The 15,366-nt window shown below is 59.2% G+C and carries 11 protein-coding genes and 1 tRNA gene; 4 read left to right on the forward strand and 8 right to left on the reverse strand.

The features are described 5' to 3' along the window. Positions 1-179: 179 nt before the first annotated feature. Entirely contained in the window at positions 180-2,399 is a 2,220-nt protein-coding gene (katG, locus tag K7H22_RS13750; protein WP_230801442.1) for a catalase/peroxidase HPI, read from the reverse strand. Between the two features lie 395 nt (positions 2,400-2,794). On the opposite strand from katG, the gene K7H22_RS13755 reads away from it, so the two are divergent. The 3 genes from K7H22_RS13755 (at position 2,795) to K7H22_RS13765 (ending at position 6,542) form a co-directional block, all read left to right on the forward strand. Next, entirely contained in the window at positions 2,795-4,189 is a 1,395-nt protein-coding gene (locus K7H22_RS13755; protein ID WP_230801443.1) for a cytochrome ubiquinol oxidase subunit I, read from the forward strand. Positions 4,190-4,198: 9 nt separating this feature from the next. Continuing rightward, positions 4,199-5,209 carry a cytochrome d ubiquinol oxidase subunit II gene (locus K7H22_RS13760; RefSeq protein ID WP_230801644.1) on the forward strand — a complete coding sequence of 337 codons (1,011 nt, stop codon included), beginning with the start codon at positions 4,199-4,201 and terminating at the stop codon, positions 5,207-5,209. A gap of 235 nt (positions 5,210-5,444) precedes the next feature. After that, positions 5,445-6,542: a TRAP transporter substrate-binding protein gene (locus K7H22_RS13765; protein ID WP_230801444.1), complete on the forward strand. Its 1,098-nt coding sequence runs from the start codon at positions 5,445-5,447 to the stop codon at positions 6,540-6,542. 102 nt (positions 6,543-6,644) lie between these two features. Here the strand turns inward: K7H22_RS13765 and K7H22_RS13770 are convergent, their stop codons facing one another. Together K7H22_RS13770 and K7H22_RS13775 are read right to left on the reverse strand one after the other, a co-directional pair. Then, the gene (locus tag K7H22_RS13770) at positions 6,645-8,033 is read right to left on the reverse strand and encodes a TRAP transporter large permease (RefSeq protein ID WP_230801445.1); all 1,389 of its coding nucleotides are present in this window, start codon (positions 8,031-8,033) and stop codon (positions 6,645-6,647) included. A 5-nt stretch (positions 8,034-8,038) separates the two neighbouring features. Next, the gene (locus K7H22_RS13775; RefSeq protein ID WP_230801446.1) at positions 8,039-8,590 is read right to left on the reverse strand and encodes a TRAP transporter small permease subunit; all 552 of its coding nucleotides are present in this window, start codon (positions 8,588-8,590) and stop codon (positions 8,039-8,041) included. A gap of 477 nt (positions 8,591-9,067) precedes the next feature. Between K7H22_RS13775 and K7H22_RS13780 the strand changes: the two genes are divergently transcribed. Further along, positions 9,068-9,403 (forward strand): hypothetical protein, encoded by a 336-nt coding sequence (locus K7H22_RS13780; RefSeq protein ID WP_230801447.1) that lies wholly within the window; start codon positions 9,068-9,070, stop codon positions 9,401-9,403. A gap of 4 nt (positions 9,404-9,407) precedes the next feature. Here K7H22_RS13780 and yghU read toward each other — a convergent pair whose 3' ends face one another. The 5 genes from yghU to K7H22_RS13805 form a co-directional block, all read right to left on the reverse strand. Continuing rightward, positions 9,408-10,271, reverse strand: coding sequence for a glutathione-dependent disulfide-bond oxidoreductase (gene yghU / locus K7H22_RS13785; RefSeq protein ID WP_230801448.1), 864 nt, complete (start codon positions 10,269-10,271; stop codon positions 9,408-9,410). Positions 10,272-10,395: 124 nt separating this feature from the next. Beyond that, a complete protein-coding gene (locus K7H22_RS13790) occupies positions 10,396-12,279 on the reverse strand; it encodes an acyl-CoA synthetase (protein WP_230801449.1) in 1,884 nt (627 codons plus the stop codon). 252 nt (positions 12,280-12,531) lie between these two features. Then, positions 12,532-12,954, reverse strand: a complete 423-nt coding sequence (lysM, locus tag K7H22_RS13795) for a peptidoglycan-binding protein LysM (protein WP_230801450.1) — start codon at positions 12,952-12,954, stop codon at positions 12,532-12,534. 97 nt (positions 12,955-13,051) lie between these two features. Then, positions 13,052-14,845, reverse strand: coding sequence for an ABC transporter transmembrane domain-containing protein (locus tag K7H22_RS13800; RefSeq protein ID WP_230801451.1), 1,794 nt, complete (start codon positions 14,843-14,845; stop codon positions 13,052-13,054). 417 nt (positions 14,846-15,262) lie between these two features. Continuing rightward, positions 15,263-15,336: transfer RNA gene (locus tag K7H22_RS13805), tRNA-Gly, on the reverse strand. Positions 15,337-15,366 lie beyond the last annotated feature (30 nt).

Below are 15,366 nucleotides of genomic sequence, written 5' to 3' on the forward strand. Positions count from 1 at the left end.
ACTACTTGTCAGGGCGCAGGGTAAAGCCTCTGTCCGGCGGGAGCTTGGCAAAGGGCGCAAGGGACTTGGGGCGCCAAATGTCGACCCTTTAAGGAAAAACGACACGCCAGCTTTCGCGAACGTGCCGGTCTCACGGATAAAAAAACTGTGCCGCGGGAGAACCCGCGACACAGCACTGGTTAAACCAGATCGAAGCGGTCTGCGTTCATCACCTTGGTCCAGGCTGCCACAAAATCACGGGCAAACTTTTCCTTGGCGTCGTTCTGGGCATAAAGTTCGGACAGGGCACGTAACTGCGAGTTTGCGCCAAAGACCAGATCGACGCGGGTGCCTGTCCATTTAACAGCACCAGTCGCGCGGTCGCGCCCCTCGAACACTTGCTCATCTTTGTCGACAGGCACCCATGCGGTTGCCATATCGACCAGATTAACAAAAAAGTCGTTCGTCAGAGTGCCGGGACGATCTGTCAGGACACCATGCGATGTCTTGCCGTGGGTTGCCCCCAGAACGCGCATGCCACCGACCAGAACCGTCATTTCAGGTGCGGTCAGCCCCAGCAGTTGGGCTTTGTCGACCAGAAGCCCCTCGACCGGAACGGTATAGACGCCCTTTGCGTAGTTGCGGAAACCGTCAGCGATAGGTTCCATCACCTCGAAGCTTTCCACATCGGTTTGCTCCTGGCTGGCATCCATGCGACCTGGCGTAAAGGGCACGTCAATGGCAAAGCCCGCATCCTTGGCAGCCTGCTCGATTCCTGCAGAGCCGCCCAGCACGATCAGGTCAGCCAGAGAGACTTTCTTGCCGCCTATGGCTGACGCATTGAAGTCGGACTGGATACCTTCAAGCACGGCCAGCACCGAAGCCAAACTGTCCGGCTGGTTCGCCTCCCAATCCTTTTGCGGTGCAAGACGGATGCGGGCACCATTGGCACCTCCGCGCATGTCCGAGCCACGGAAGCTCGACGCCGAGGCCCAGGCTGTGCTGACAAGATCGGACACCGACAGACCCGAGGCCAGCAATTTGGCTTTGAGCGCGGCAATATCCGCATCATCCACCAGCGGATGGTTCACAGCGGGGATCGGGTCCTGCCAGATCAGATCCTCGGCGGGGACTTCATCACCCAGATAGCGGGCCTTGGGGCCCATGTCGCGGTGCGTCAGCTTGAACCACGCGCGGGCATAGGCATCGGCGAACTCTTCCGGATTCTCAAGGAAGTGGCGCGAGATGGGTTCGTAGATCGGGTCCATTTTCAGTGACATATCGGCTGTCGTCATCATCGGCGGGTGTTTCTTGGACGGATCGTGGGCATCCACGACCATATCCTCTTCCTCGCAGTTGATGGGCTGCCACTGATGCGCGCCTGCGGGGCTTTTCACCAGTTGCCAGTCATATTTGAACAGGACTTTGAAATAGCCCATGTCCCATGTTGTCGGGTTGGGCTTCCAAGCCCCCTCGATCCCTGACGTGATGGCATCGCCACCTTTGCCGGAGCCATAGGTGCTGATCCAGCCCAGACCCATCTGATGCATCGGTGCTGCTTCCGGCTCGGGTCCGACCAGTGCCGCATCGCCTGCGCCATGCGACTTGCCGAAGGTGTGCCCCCCCGCTGTCAGCGCGACAGTTTCGTAGTCGTTCATCGCCATACGGGCAAAGGTTTCACGCACATCGCGGCCCGAAGCCAGCGGATCGGGGTTCCCATCCGGACCTTCAGGATTCACATAGATGAGGCCCATTTGCACCGCGGCCAGCGGGTTTTCCAGTTGGCGGTCACCCTGATAGCGGGACTGTTCATGGTCGGTTGTGGCCAGCCATTCATCCTCGGCGCCCCAATAGATGTCTTCCTCGGGTTCCCAGATATCCGCGCGACCACCGCCGAAACCGAAGCACTTGAAGCCCATTGTCTCCATCGCGACGTTGCCGGCGAGAATGTAGAGGTCGGCCCAAGAAATCTTGTTGCCGTATTTCTGCTTGAGCGGCCACAGCAGGCGGCGCGCCTTGTCGAGATTGGCGTTATCTGGCCAGCTGCCTGTCGGAGCGAAACGCTGCGAGCCTGTGCCGCCGCCCCCGCGACCATCAGCGGTACGATAGGTGCCTGCGCTGTGCCATGCCATACGGATGAAAAGACCACCGTAATGGCCCCAATCCGCCGGCCACCAATCCTTGCTGTCGGTCATCAAAGCGGCCAGATCCGCTTTGAGCGCCTTGAGATCCAGCTTCTTGAATTCCTCGGCGTAATTGAACGCCTCGCCCATCGGATCGACTTTGTTAGAGTGCTGGCCAAGGATCTTGAGGTTCAGTTGGTTTGGCCACCATTCGCGATTCGTGCGACCCTTCTGAATTGCATTCGGGTTCACCGCCGAGTGCATCACCGGGCACTTGCCGATATCATTTCCGTCCATAAGTCTCTCCGATCGTGGTTTGTTTTTCCGTCAGGGGACAAAATCAAACTGGCGGGCGCACTGCTTCTCTACCTGCCAGACCTGACCCTCGACGCACGTTACTAGAATTGTTCTAACAACAGTGCGCGATAATATGAAGTTGCATTTATTGATTGCGACAATAATTCCAGATTATGGCGTGCGCGATCTGAACCGGTTGTCACCCGCATCCGTTTTGACAGTGACAGAGGCCTTTCGGCAAAGGTGCACACGCCCATTTTCTGGCAACCTGCGGTCTCCTGCCGCATTCACGGTAAACCCGCGCAGCATATGTACCTTTGTAAGAAAGCCCCTGCGTGGACCGCGACGGGGCGCGCATAATTCAGACCTGAGAATGGTCGTTAGGAGAGTTAACGATGGAATTCATGGATACACTCATGCTGTCGCGCATCCAGTTCGCGGCGAATATCTCGTTTCATATCCTGTTCCCGACCATCACAATTGCGCTCGGCTGGGTGCTTGTCTTCTTCAAATGGCGCTATGTCCGCACGTCTGACACTGTCTGGATGGATGCCTATTTTTTCTGGGTCAAGATTTTTGCCCTGTCATTCGCGATGGGGGTTGTCTCGGGTATCACCATGTCCTTCCAATTTGGCACAAACTGGCCCGGCTTCATGGAAAGCGTAGGGAATATCGCAGGCCCCCTGCTGGCCTATGAAATCCTGACCGCCTTCTTCATGGAAGCGGCGTTTCTGGGCATCATGCTTTTCGGTTTCAGCCGCCTGCCCGGTTGGGCGCATACGGGCGCGACTATTCTTGTCGCCGTGGGCACGACTTTGTCGACCTTCTGGATTCTTGTGCTGAACAGTTGGATGCATACGCCGCAGGGCTTCGAGATGCGCGATGGCGTAGCCTATGCCACCGACTGGTTCGCGATCATCTTCAACCCGTCCATGCCCTACCGTCTGGTTCATGTGCTGCTGGCCTCCGGTCTGACAGTCGCCTTCCTGATCGCGGGCCTTTCGGCGCTGCGCTGGCTCTTGGGCGAGCGGAGTGCCGAAGTCCGCAAAACCCTGCGCCTTGGCGTGATCATGGGTGCCACGATTATCCCCCTACAGATATATGCCGGTGACATGCACGGGCTGAACACGCTGGAATACCAGCCTGCCAAGGTCGCGGCGATGGAAGGCAACTGGGATACGCAGGGCAACGTGCCGTTGCTGCTATTCGCCCTGCCGGATGAGGGTGCACGAGAAAACCGTTTCGAGGTGGGTATTCCTTCGGGTGCCAGCCTGATCCTGACGCATCGCCCGGACGGTGTTGTGCCGGGTCTGAACGACTTTGTGGCCGAGGACGGAACGCCTCTGCATCCGCCGGTCACCGCAGTGTTCTGGTCGTTCCGTGTGATGGTTGGTACGGGTATGGCAATGCTGCTGATGTCATGGACCGCCCTGTTCCTGATGCGCCGTGGTCGCGGTGTCGAAGGGCTGCCGCGTCCTGTGGTCTGGGCCTTTGTTCCGATGGCCTTCTCGGGGTGGCTTGCAACGCTTGCAGGCTGGTATACGACAGAAATCGGTCGTCAGCCATGGCTGGTGACAGGTGTGCTGAGCACAGATGCCGCCGTGGGTGACGTCGCACCCGCGCTGGTGGCAACGACTCTGGTCGCCTATCTTGCGATTTACGCCGTATTGCTGCTGGCCTATATCAGCGTGCTTGTCTATCTCGCCGCCCGCAAGGCCAAAGGCGGGCTCAAGACAGCGGTTGCGGGCCGCCCGGCCAGTGGCGCTGTCCAGTCCATGCCTGCGGAGTAAAATAAGATGATGGCACTGTTCGATGATCCCGAAATCTGGCTGCCGGTCGCCTTCGCCGCGCTCATGGGCCTGTCCATCCTGATCTATGTGGTACTGGACGGCTATGATCTGGGTGTGGGTATCCTGACGCCATTGGCTGACGAGGCCGAGAAAGACCGGATGGTTGCCTCGATCGGGCCGTTCTGGGATGCCAACGAGACTTGGCTTGTCATGGCGGTCGGTCTGTTGTTGGTGGCATTTCCGGCGGCGCATGGCGCCATCCTGACCGCGCTTTACCTGCCCGTTGCGATCATGCTGATCGGCCTGATCCTGCGCGGTACGGCGTTCGAGTTCCGCGCCAAAGTTGCCCTGCCGAAAAAGAAGGCGTGGAACATCGCCTTTTTCACAGGCTCGCTGATGACCTCGATGGCGCAGGGTTACATGCTGGGCTTTTACGTAATGGGACTTGTCCATAGTCCCGCAGCACATGGTTTCGCGATCCTGTCGGCCATATTCCTGACAGTCGGATACAGTTTCATCGGCGCGTGCTGGTTGATCCTCAAAACCGAGGGGGCGCTGCAGCGCAAAGCGGTTGGCTGGGCCAAAGGCGGTATCTGGGGCGTCGTGTTGGGCGTCGGGGCGATTTCCCTTGCGACGCCTCTGGTTAGCCCGCGCATCTGGGAGCGGTGGTTTTCCATCCCCGAGTTCTTTCTGTTGGCACCTTTGCCGCTGATGTCGGCCGCGCTGATCATTGGCCTGTGGGTTGTGTTGCGTCGCCTGCCCACCGATCAGGACAGTTTTGCGTGGCTGCCCTTTGCAGGGGCAAGCGTGCTGTTTGTTCTGGCCTTCACCGGATTGGCCTATTCGTTCTATCCCTATGTCGTGCCGGAACAATTGACGATCTATGATGCCGCCTCTGCACCGGAAAGCCTCATGATCATCCTGATCGGCGCATTGGTGGTCATTCCGATCATCGTGGGCTATTCAGCTCTGGCCTATTACGTGTTCCGCGGCAAGGCGCGCGATCTGCGTTATGACTGATGCGCATCCGCGGTATTACAATAGAGCAATTAGCGCGAACCTGATGTATTGGGAATGCCTGAGGCGAGTTCGGCTGCGGCGCAGAGCCACACATGAAAATGTCAGAATGACTGCCGCTTTCGGCAGAAAAACCCTTGTGGTTGAATTGCCTACCGCGCGGTCAGCGCATATACAGGCTGCGTCCGAGGTTCCGGGACTACGCGGGACCGAGTCTCACTAGGGAGAGAGAAAAATCATGGATCGTCGTTCCTTTCTAAAAACATCCGCATTGGGTGGCACTGCTGCCGCCGCCGGATCTTTGGCTGCACCTGCGATCGCGCAGGGCAATATCACGTGGCGCATGGTCACCACATGGCCCAAGAACTTCCCCGGACTGGGTGTCGGCGCACAGCGTCTGGCCGACCGGATCACCGCCGCAACCGATGGCGCGCTGACCGTGCAACTGTTCGCTGCTGGCGAAATGGTTCCCCCGCTGCAGGCGCTTGATGCCGTGATCGACCAGTCGGCCGAAATGAGCCACGGTGCCGCCTATTACTGGCAGAACAAGTCTGTCGCGCTGTCCTTCTTCACCGGCGTGCCCTTCGGCATGACCTCGCGCGAACTGACGGCTTGGGTCCGTCACATGGGCGGTCAGGAAATCTGGGACGACATCTATGACCAGTATGGTCTGCAGGGTTTCCTGTCGGGCGATACAGGCACACAGGCGGGCGGTTGGTTCCGCAACGAGCTGACCGGCGTCGAGGACGTCCAAGGCCTGCGCTTCCGCACCCCCGGTCTGGGCGGTCAGGTCTGGCAGAAAATTGGCGCATCCGTCACCAACATGGCTGCGGGCGAGATCTTTGCAGCCCTGCAATCCGGTGCGCTGGACGCTGCCGAATTCGTCGGCCCCTATAATGACCTTGCACTTGGCTTCCACCAGGTCTGCAAGCATTACTATACCTCGTCGTTCACCGAGCCCGGTCTGGCGACCGAGTTGGTTGTGGACAAGGCCAAGTTCCAGGCGCTGCCACAGAACATTCAGGCCATCGTACGCGATTGCTGCGCGGCAGAGTATGACAACACCGCAGCAGACTTTGCCGCGAACGATCCGCGTGCCCTGCAGACGCTTGTGAATGATCACGACGTCATCGTGCATCCGAACTTCCCCGACAGCATTCTGGAAGGTGCCGCAAAAGCCGCAGCCGAGATCCTGACCGAACTGCGCGACAGCAGCGACCCGCTGGTCAAGCGCACGACGGAAAGCTTCATTGAATCGCTGAACATCGTGCGCCAGAAGACCGAAGGCACAGATGCAGGCTTCGTGGCCGCTCGCGAGAAGTTCTTCAAGATCTGATCCGGCTCACTCCGGAACGCAAAAGGCCCGGAGGAAACTCCGGGCCTTTTTTGTTCGACACCTGTCTGGGCCGCGTCGGGTGACACTGTCCCCGAAGGTCTCTCAATACAGCATCGACGGCAACCAAGTCACGATGCCCGGGAAGATGAACAGCAGCGCAATCGCTAGGATCTGAAGCAGAACAAACGGCACTGCACCACGGTAGATCTCCATCGTCGAGATAGAGTTCGGCGCGACCCCGCGCAGATAGAACAGGGCAAAGCCGAAGGGCGGGGTCAGGAACGATGTCTGCAGGTTGACCCCCACCATCACACCCAGCCAGATCGGGTCAATCCCCAGCCCTAACAAGACCGGCGCTGTAATCGGGATCACGATGAAGATGATCTCGAAGGTATCCAGAATGAAGCCCAGAACGAACATGATCACCATGACTGCAATCATCGCGCCTGTGGCTCCGCCGGGCAGACGGGTCAGAAATTCCTCAACCAGATTGTCGCCGCCCATCTGGCGGAAAACGATGGCAAAGATCGACGCACCAAACAGGATGATGAAGATCATCGAGGTGATCGTCGCCGTCGCAAGTGCCGTCGAGCGCAACACCGCGAAGCTTAGACGCCAGCGTGCTGCGGCCAGGATCGTGGCCCCGACAGCGCCTACCGATGCGGCCTCGGTCGGGGTTGCGATGCCGCCAAGGATCGATCCCAGTACTGCGATAATCAGTGCCAAGGGCGGCACAAACGCAGTAAAGACTTCACGCAGCAGATGCTGGCGTTCCTCCGGCGGGACCGGCGTCGCGGGGCAGCTTTCCGGATCGGTGACGGCCTTGAACACGATGAACGCCAGATAGATGCCGACCAGCATCAATCCGGGAAAAAACGCCCCCGCGAACAGATCACCCACAGAGACCGATGTTGGCGCAAAATTGCCCTTTGACATCTGGACCTGTGCGTGGATACCCGCGATCATGTCGCCCATGAAAATCAGCACGGTCGATGGCGGGATGATCTGCCCCAGCGTACCGGACGCGCAGATGACGCCCGTCGCCAATGCAGGTCTGTAGCCCGCCTTGAGCATCGCAGGCAGCGAGATCAGGCCCATCGTCACCACAGTGGCCCCGACAACACCTGTCGAGGCCGCAAGCAATGCGCCCACAACAACGACCGAGATACCCAAGCCGCCGCGCAGGTTGCCGAACAGCTTGCCCATGGTCAGCAACAGTTGCTCGGCGATACTGGACCGTTCCAGCATCACCCCCATGAAGATGAAAAGCGGCACAGCCACCAGTACCTCGTTGGTCATATAGCCGATATACCGGCCCGCCAAAGCACCGAAGTTCGACGGATCGAAGACGCCGTATTGCATCCCGATCACTGCAAACAGCAGCGATGTACCGCCAAGAGTAAAGGCCACCGGAAAGCCCAGCATGAGCATTCCGATGACACCGAAAAACATAAGACCTGCGAGAACCTCGCCAATCAGGACAGGATCCATCGCCGTTACTCCGTTTCGTATTTGTAGCGGAAATCGTCAGGAATCAGATCCTCGCGCCCCGCAAGGATCAGCACGGACCGGATCAGCATGGCGATACCCTGCAAGGCCACCAATCCCGCAAATGCCAGAATAAAAGTCCGCAGGACAAACAGGCCCGGCATTCCGCCGACATTGGCCGAGGCTTCAAACCCCGACCAGGACCGCATGACGTTGGGATAAGAGTAAATCCAGACGATATACATGAAAGGCAGCAGGAAAAGGCAGACACCGATCATGTCCATGATGGCTTTGGAACGGATTGAGGCGGTGCGGAAGAAAATGTCAACTCTGACATGATCATTGCGGTAAAGCGCGAATGCCGCCACTGCCGTGAACATTGCACCATTCAGCCAGACGTAAAGATCCTGCATCCACAATCGTGTATTGCCGAAGAAATAGCGTTCGATTACCACCCAGAAGCAGACAACAAAAATACCCACGGCCAACCATGAGAACACATGTCCGACGATGATGTTCAGGCGGTTGATTGCCCGCATCAGAATGGCAAGAAAAGCCAAAACGCATCCTCCCTTAGCGCCCCTGTCAGGTAATGGTCGGAGCACGGTTCTATTGATCTGTCCGCAACAGCGTATGCTGTCTGAATGCACTGCTCGTCAACCATGTTCCGGCCAAAAGCGGGGAATAGAACCCTTCCCGCTTGCATTGGCATGGCGGTCGCGACAAGCCTTGATCCAAAGCATTGCGCCTTGAAGGCACACCATGACTGCCCAGGATCTGCCACCCGCCGGAATTGGTCACAACCATGCGCCCGCTCCGGTCAGCCTGTGGCACCAGCATATGTGGGCGCGGGCCCGTGCCGAACACTCCGACAGCCGCTTGCCACTGCCTGTCATCCGCATGCGTATGGCACGCGCGGCAGAACTCGGGATGGCCTATTCCGATTACGCCGCGCTCTACCGCACAGCAGGGCGCGATCCTGCCGGACTGTTGTTTACACCGGACGCGTTGCAACTTCGCCGTCCCGCAGGCTTGAATTGCCCGCCGCCGTGCGCGCCCATCTGGCGCAGACCAAAGCCTGCCACCTTCTGGCACTGGCGCCTGAAGGCGAAAACCCCGCCCTGTTTCTGAAAGAGCTGCGCGAGGTATCGACCCTACCCTTTATCGGCGCGGCAGAGATGCCATCGCCGCAGGCTCACTGGCAGATGTTGGCGGCGGCCTTGGTCCGCGTCTTGGGGCCGCTACGCCTGACCGGTCCTGCCGTTGCCTTGATCGCCAGCAACCGGTCCGAGGCGACGCTCTGCGCCAGTCTTTGCACAGCAGGGCGGTTGGCAGGCGTTCTGGACCGCGACGCCTATTTCCGCCCCGCCTGATTGCTCAGCTTTCGGGTGCGATCTTATCCTGTGTCCGCAGGTCGAAATCGCTGGCGTCATGGCGTTCGTGCAATTGCAACTCCGGCTCGCCAAAGGCGCGGTTGACCATGCGCCCGCGCAGCACCGCTGGCCTTGCGTCGATCTTTTTCGCCCATTTCATGGCATTGGTATAGGACTCCACGTCCAGAAACTCGGCCGCGCTGTACAGGCGGCCCAGCACAAGCTGGCCGTACCATGCCCAGATCGCCATATCGGCAATGCTATAGTCCTCCCCAGCCATGAACGCATGATCGGCCAGATGCCTGTCCAGTACATCAAGCTGGCGTTTGGTCTCCATTGTGAAACGGTCGATGCAATACTCGAATTTTTCCGGCGCATAGGCGTAGAAATGGCCGAAACCACCGCCCAGATAGGGCGCGCTGCCCATTTGCCAGAACAGCCATGACAGGCATTCCGTGCGCGCGGCATGATCTGTCGGCATGAAGGCCCCGAACTTTTCCGCCAGATAAAGCAGAATGGCGCCAGATTCGAAAATGCGCTGCGGGGTGTCGCCGCTGTGATCCATCAGCGCAGGGATTTTAGAGTTCGGGTTGACGCCAACAAACCCGCTACCGAATTGGTCGCCCTCGTTGATGCGGATCAGCCATGCGTCATATTCGGCACCCTGATGCCCCGCGGCCAGCAGTTCTTCCAGCATGACCGTCACTTTGACGCCATTGGGTGTGGCCAGCGAATACAGCTGGAACGGATGCTTGCCGACAGGCAGTTCCTTGTCATGCGTGGCGCCAGCAATTGGGCGGTTGATATTGGCGAACTGGCCGCCATTGCCAGGGGTCCAGGTCCAGACTTTGGGAGGGGTATAGCTCATGGGGTCATCCTGCATTTTGATGTTTCAGGGGTAAACTAATGCAAGGCGGCAGCAGGTGCACCCCCTGCCGCCGCCCTCTGACGCACAATGGTTGTGCATCGCCTTGCTCACGCCAAGACTGCGCTCAGTCGGCCCATTCCCAAGGCCGCGTGAAGGCCCCCAGCACGTGGCCGACTTCCTCGTCATGCACAACACCGTTACGGCGCACGCGCGCGACCAGACCGCGCTTTTTGTCATCCACCACCTCGACCACGACGGCGTTCAGCTTGGCCTCTTCCAGTGCCGCGTTGTAGACGCGGGTGATCGCCCGTTTACGCAGGTCCGGCTTGAACACCTTGCCCACGGCGGTTTTCGGCAACTCGTCCAGCACCTCGACATGCTTGGGTTGGGCCGCACGTTCATGCACATGGACCTTGCAATGCGCGACAAGTTCCTCGCCGGTGACGGTCGCACCGGAAACCAGTTCGACATAGGCGCAGGGCAATTCGCCTGCATGGGCATCGGGCTGGCCGATCGCACCGGCAAATGCAACATCCTTATGGGCCAGCAAAGCATCCTCGATCTCGGCAGGGTCGATATTGTGCCCGCCGCGGATGATCAAATCCTTGGCACGGCCCGTGATCCACGCATAGCCGTCGGTGTCTATACGCCCCAGATCGCCTGTCCGCAGATACTTGCCATAGTGATAAAGATCACGGTTCTTATCGTCCTCGGTATAGGTGTTGCCCGCCCAGACACCCGGGTTGGAGATGCAGATCTCGCCGACCTCGTCTGCCTCGCATTCCACGGGTTCGCCATGTACCGTCTTAATGATTTTGATATCGGTATAAGGGAACCGGATACCGACAGAACCGACTTTCTTGACACCGTCAACGGGATTGACCGACACAAGGCATGTCGCCTCGGTCAGGCCATAGCCTTCCACGATCGTCACGCCTGTTGCCGCCTCGAACCGTTTGAACAGTTCCAGTGGCAAGGGGGCGGAACCTGAAAAGGATGTCTTGACGCTGGAGACATCGGCATCCACGGGGCGCTGCATCAGTGCGGAAATCGCGGTGGGCACGGTGATGATAAAGGTGATCTGCCAACGCTCGATCAGCTTCCAGAAATTATCAAACACGCCTTCGCCGCGATAGCCCGCAGGCGTCGGCAATACGACATGCGCGCCGGATTTGACCACGGCCATCAGGATCACATGGCAAGCAAAGACATGGAACAGCGGCAATGGACAGATCACGTTGTCATCCGGTGTGAACAGCAATGTGCCGCCCAGCCAGCCGTTATAGATGATCCCCGAATAGCGGTGTTGCGCGACTTTCGGCATGCCCGTCGTGCCGCCCGTGTGGAAATAGGCCGCGACACGGTCGCCTGTGCTATCGGCAAAGGCCAGCGTCTTGGGCTGGCGCGCGATCTCGGCGTTGAAATCCTTGACGTCGGCATGATGGTTGCCAAGGTTCTTGGGCCGGACAAGCGGCACAATCCACGATTTCGGCGGCGTCAGATAGCGGTTGAGATCAACCTCCAACACGGTATGCACACCCGGCGCATGGCGCACGGCCTCGGCGGTTTTCTGCGCCACATCGGTTTTCGGAAACGCCTTCAGGGTGACGACGACCTTAGCCTTCGTCTCGCGCAGGATCGAGGCGATCTGTTCCGGCTCCAGCAGCGGGTTGATCGGATTGACGATCCCCGCGACGGCACCGCCCAGAATGGTCAGCACGGTCTCGTTGCAATTGGGCAGGACGCAGGCAACAACATCGCCTTCCTTGATACCAAGGCTGCGGAACAAGTTGGCCGTCTGGCATGTTTTTTCATGCAATTGCCCCCAAGTCAGGGTTTCTGCCTTGTCCTTGGGACCGCTCAAAAGCTGAAAGGTCACCGCCTTGCCCGACGGGTTCTTGTCACGCGTCTGCGTCAGCATCTGGTAGAGCGTCTTGGGAATATCCCGGTCAGCCCAGGGCATTTCCGTTTCAATTGCAATCGTATCTGCGACAGATGCAAAACCCATCGTGGTCCTCCCTTTCGGGGCGCAGCAATTGCCCCCGCCTCATCCTCGGACGGTAATGTGAAAGGGTTTTGTTGCGGATACAAGGGTGCAGCGCAAAAGGTGGCGTGACGTTAGGGGGCAAATTTCGCGGCAAATCGCATAAATTCGCGCAAGCTCTGCAAAGGCGCGGTTGCGCGAAACATCCCTTGGCTTTTCGCCAATCAAAAGGCCGCCCCAAGGCGGCCCTTTGTCTGTCATGGCACCGGATCAGGCCTATTTACCGCCAGGTATACGCAGCACCTGACCGGGATAGATCTTGTCGGGGTGGCTCAGCATCGGTTTGTTGGCCTCGAAGATCTCGTTATATCGGTTGGCATTGCCCAGCGTCTTCTTGGCGATCGCCGACAGCGTGTCGCCTTTTTCGACAGTGTGGAACACCGCATCATCCGCCTGATCCGCCTCGACCGAGGCGACACCTTCCACGTTGCCAACCGCCAGAATGACCTTCTCGCGCTCTTCCGCGCTCAGGCTGCCGCCGCTCACGGTAACTTTGTCGCCCTCGACGGTGATTTCCGCCCCCTTGGTGTCCAGCCCCAGATCGGCCACTTCTTTTCTCAGCGCGTCGGCGCTGGGGGCTTCATCATCGCCACCGGCGACTTTCTTGCCCGATTTCTTCCAGAAATTGAAAAGTCCCATGAATCTGTCCTTCTGATTACCCTCCCCCGCACAAATACAGGGGCACGTCTTAACGCGGGAGAGTGTCGGACAGCACAACAAGGCTGGCAAGCGCTAATTACGCGGCATAAGCCCCGTCAGTGAACTGCAACCGCGCCAAACGTGCATAAAGCCCGCCTTCGGCGACCAGCGCGTCATGGCTGCCTTGGGCCACGATCCGCCCGCCCTCAAGCACGATGATCCGGTCGGCCTTTTTCACCGTCGCCAGACGGTGCGCCACAATGATCGTGGTGCGCCCTTTGGACAATGCGTCCACCGCCTGTTGCACAGCCCGCTCGCTTTCAGCATCCAGCGCCGATGTCGCCTCGTCCAGCAGCAGAACCGGCGCGTCGCGCAGGATCGCACGGGCGATGGCGATGCGCTGTTTCTGGCCGCCCGACAGCATCACGCCGCGTTCACCGACCTGCGCCTCGTAGCCATCTGGAAGGGCCATGATGAACTCATGCGCGGCGGCGGCGCGCGCGGCTTGTTCCACTTCGGCATCTGTGGCATCCGGCCGCCCAAAGCGGATATTCTCGCGCGCGGTTGTCGCAAAGATCACCGGATCTTGCGGGACAAGCGCCATCTTGCTGCGGAAATCCTCGCGGCGCATCCTATCAAGTGCGACACCATCGAGCAGGATACGGCCTGCTGTCGGATCATAGAAACGCAGCAAGGTCTGGATGATTGTTGTCTTGCCCGCACCGGACGGGCCGACAAGCGCCACGGTCTCGCCGGGTTCGATCACCAGATCGACCGCGTCCAGTGCCGGTATCCCGGGGCGGGCGGGGTAGCGAAAGCTGACGTCTTCAAAGGTGATGCGCCCGCGCACGGGGTCGGGCACCGCGACAGGATGGGCAGGGTCCATCACCGGATCATCCGCGCCAAGAAGCTCGGCCAGACGTTCGGTCGCACCCGCGGCGCGCTGCAACTCGCCCCAGATTTCGGACAAGGCGGCCACGGCACCGGCCACCATCACCGCATAGATCACGAACTGGATCAAAGCGCCTGCGCTCATCGCGCCTGCACGCACATCACGCGCGCCCATCCACAGCACACCGACAATGCCCGAAAACACCAGAAAAATCACGATCACAGTCATCACTGCACGCGTATTCACCCGCTTGCGCGCCGCGTCATAGCTCAGTTCCGTCACGTCGCCGAACGCTTTGCGCGATGCACTCTCGTTGGTGAAGGCCTGCACTGTCTGCACGCTCAACAACGCTTCCGAGGCATTGCCGGAACTGGCGGCGATCCAGTCCTGATTCTCGCGACTCAGGACACGCAGGCGACGGCCCAGCACGAGGATTGGCACGATCACCGCGGGCACGATCAGCAATACCAGACTGGTCAGCTTGGCGGATGTGAACAACATCAGGATCAAGCCGCCGATGAACAGCAGCAGGTTCCGCAGCGCAATCGAGATGGACGAGCCGATCACGGACTGGATCAGCGTGGTATCTGTGGTGATCCGGCTCAGAACCTCGCCCGTCATGATCCGCTCGAAAAAGGCCGGGGACATACCCAGCACGCGGTTAAAAACCGCTTTGCGGATATCCGCGACCACGCGTTCGCCAAGCCGCGTGACCAGCAGATAGCGCAGGCCGGTTCCGATCGCCAAAAGACAGGCGATCCCTAAAGCTGCTGTGAAATACATATCCAGCAGCGCGCCATCTTCGGCGTTGAAATTGTCCACCACCCGGCGCACGGCCAAGGGCAGCATCAAGGACACACAAGCCGTCAAGACCAAGGCCAAAATAGCCGCAATCAAAAGTCGCCGATACGGTTTGAGGAACGGCCACAGCGCGGCCAAAGCTCCGATCCGTTTCGACTTTGCGCGTTCCTGCTCGGCGGTGATCCCCGGTGCGGCCATGCGTCTGTTCCTTTTACCCTGCGTTGAGCGGTGTAAGCGCTGACGCGGCGCGGGGCAAGCGGCTGTCCTGTCGCGGGCCTGTCGCAGATATTTGAAATGCCGCATCGCGCTGGCCGACCAAAGGCGGGTTATGGCAATCAGTCGGCTGATTAGGCTGCGCCAAGTTTGAATGAGGCGGGTTTTGATCCTGCGCCCTTTTTTGCAAGGGGCCAATGCAGCAGGCAGATACAGCACCGTATTGTTCCGGGAAAACCGCTGTGGTGGCTCCTCCTTCCACCACAGCGCCCTTAGCGGGGTCTGGCGCTTGACCTACATGAGGTCGCGCCAGTCACAACCGCGCGGGTTCACGGGATCGTAGCGGCAGAGACTCCGCAGTCAAGGCCCCACAACAAAGATATCAATTGTCGGAAAAAAGGCTGGAGCGGGCGGCGGGAATCGAACCCGCGTCATCAGCTTGGAAGGCTGAGGTCTTACCATTACACAACGCCCGCTTAGCGTCGCTACTGTTATTTGACCATAGA

The sequence above is a fragment of the Seohaeicola saemankumensis genome, from assembly GCF_021021435.1.
GTDB lineage: Bacteria > Pseudomonadota > Alphaproteobacteria > Rhodobacterales > Rhodobacteraceae > Seohaeicola.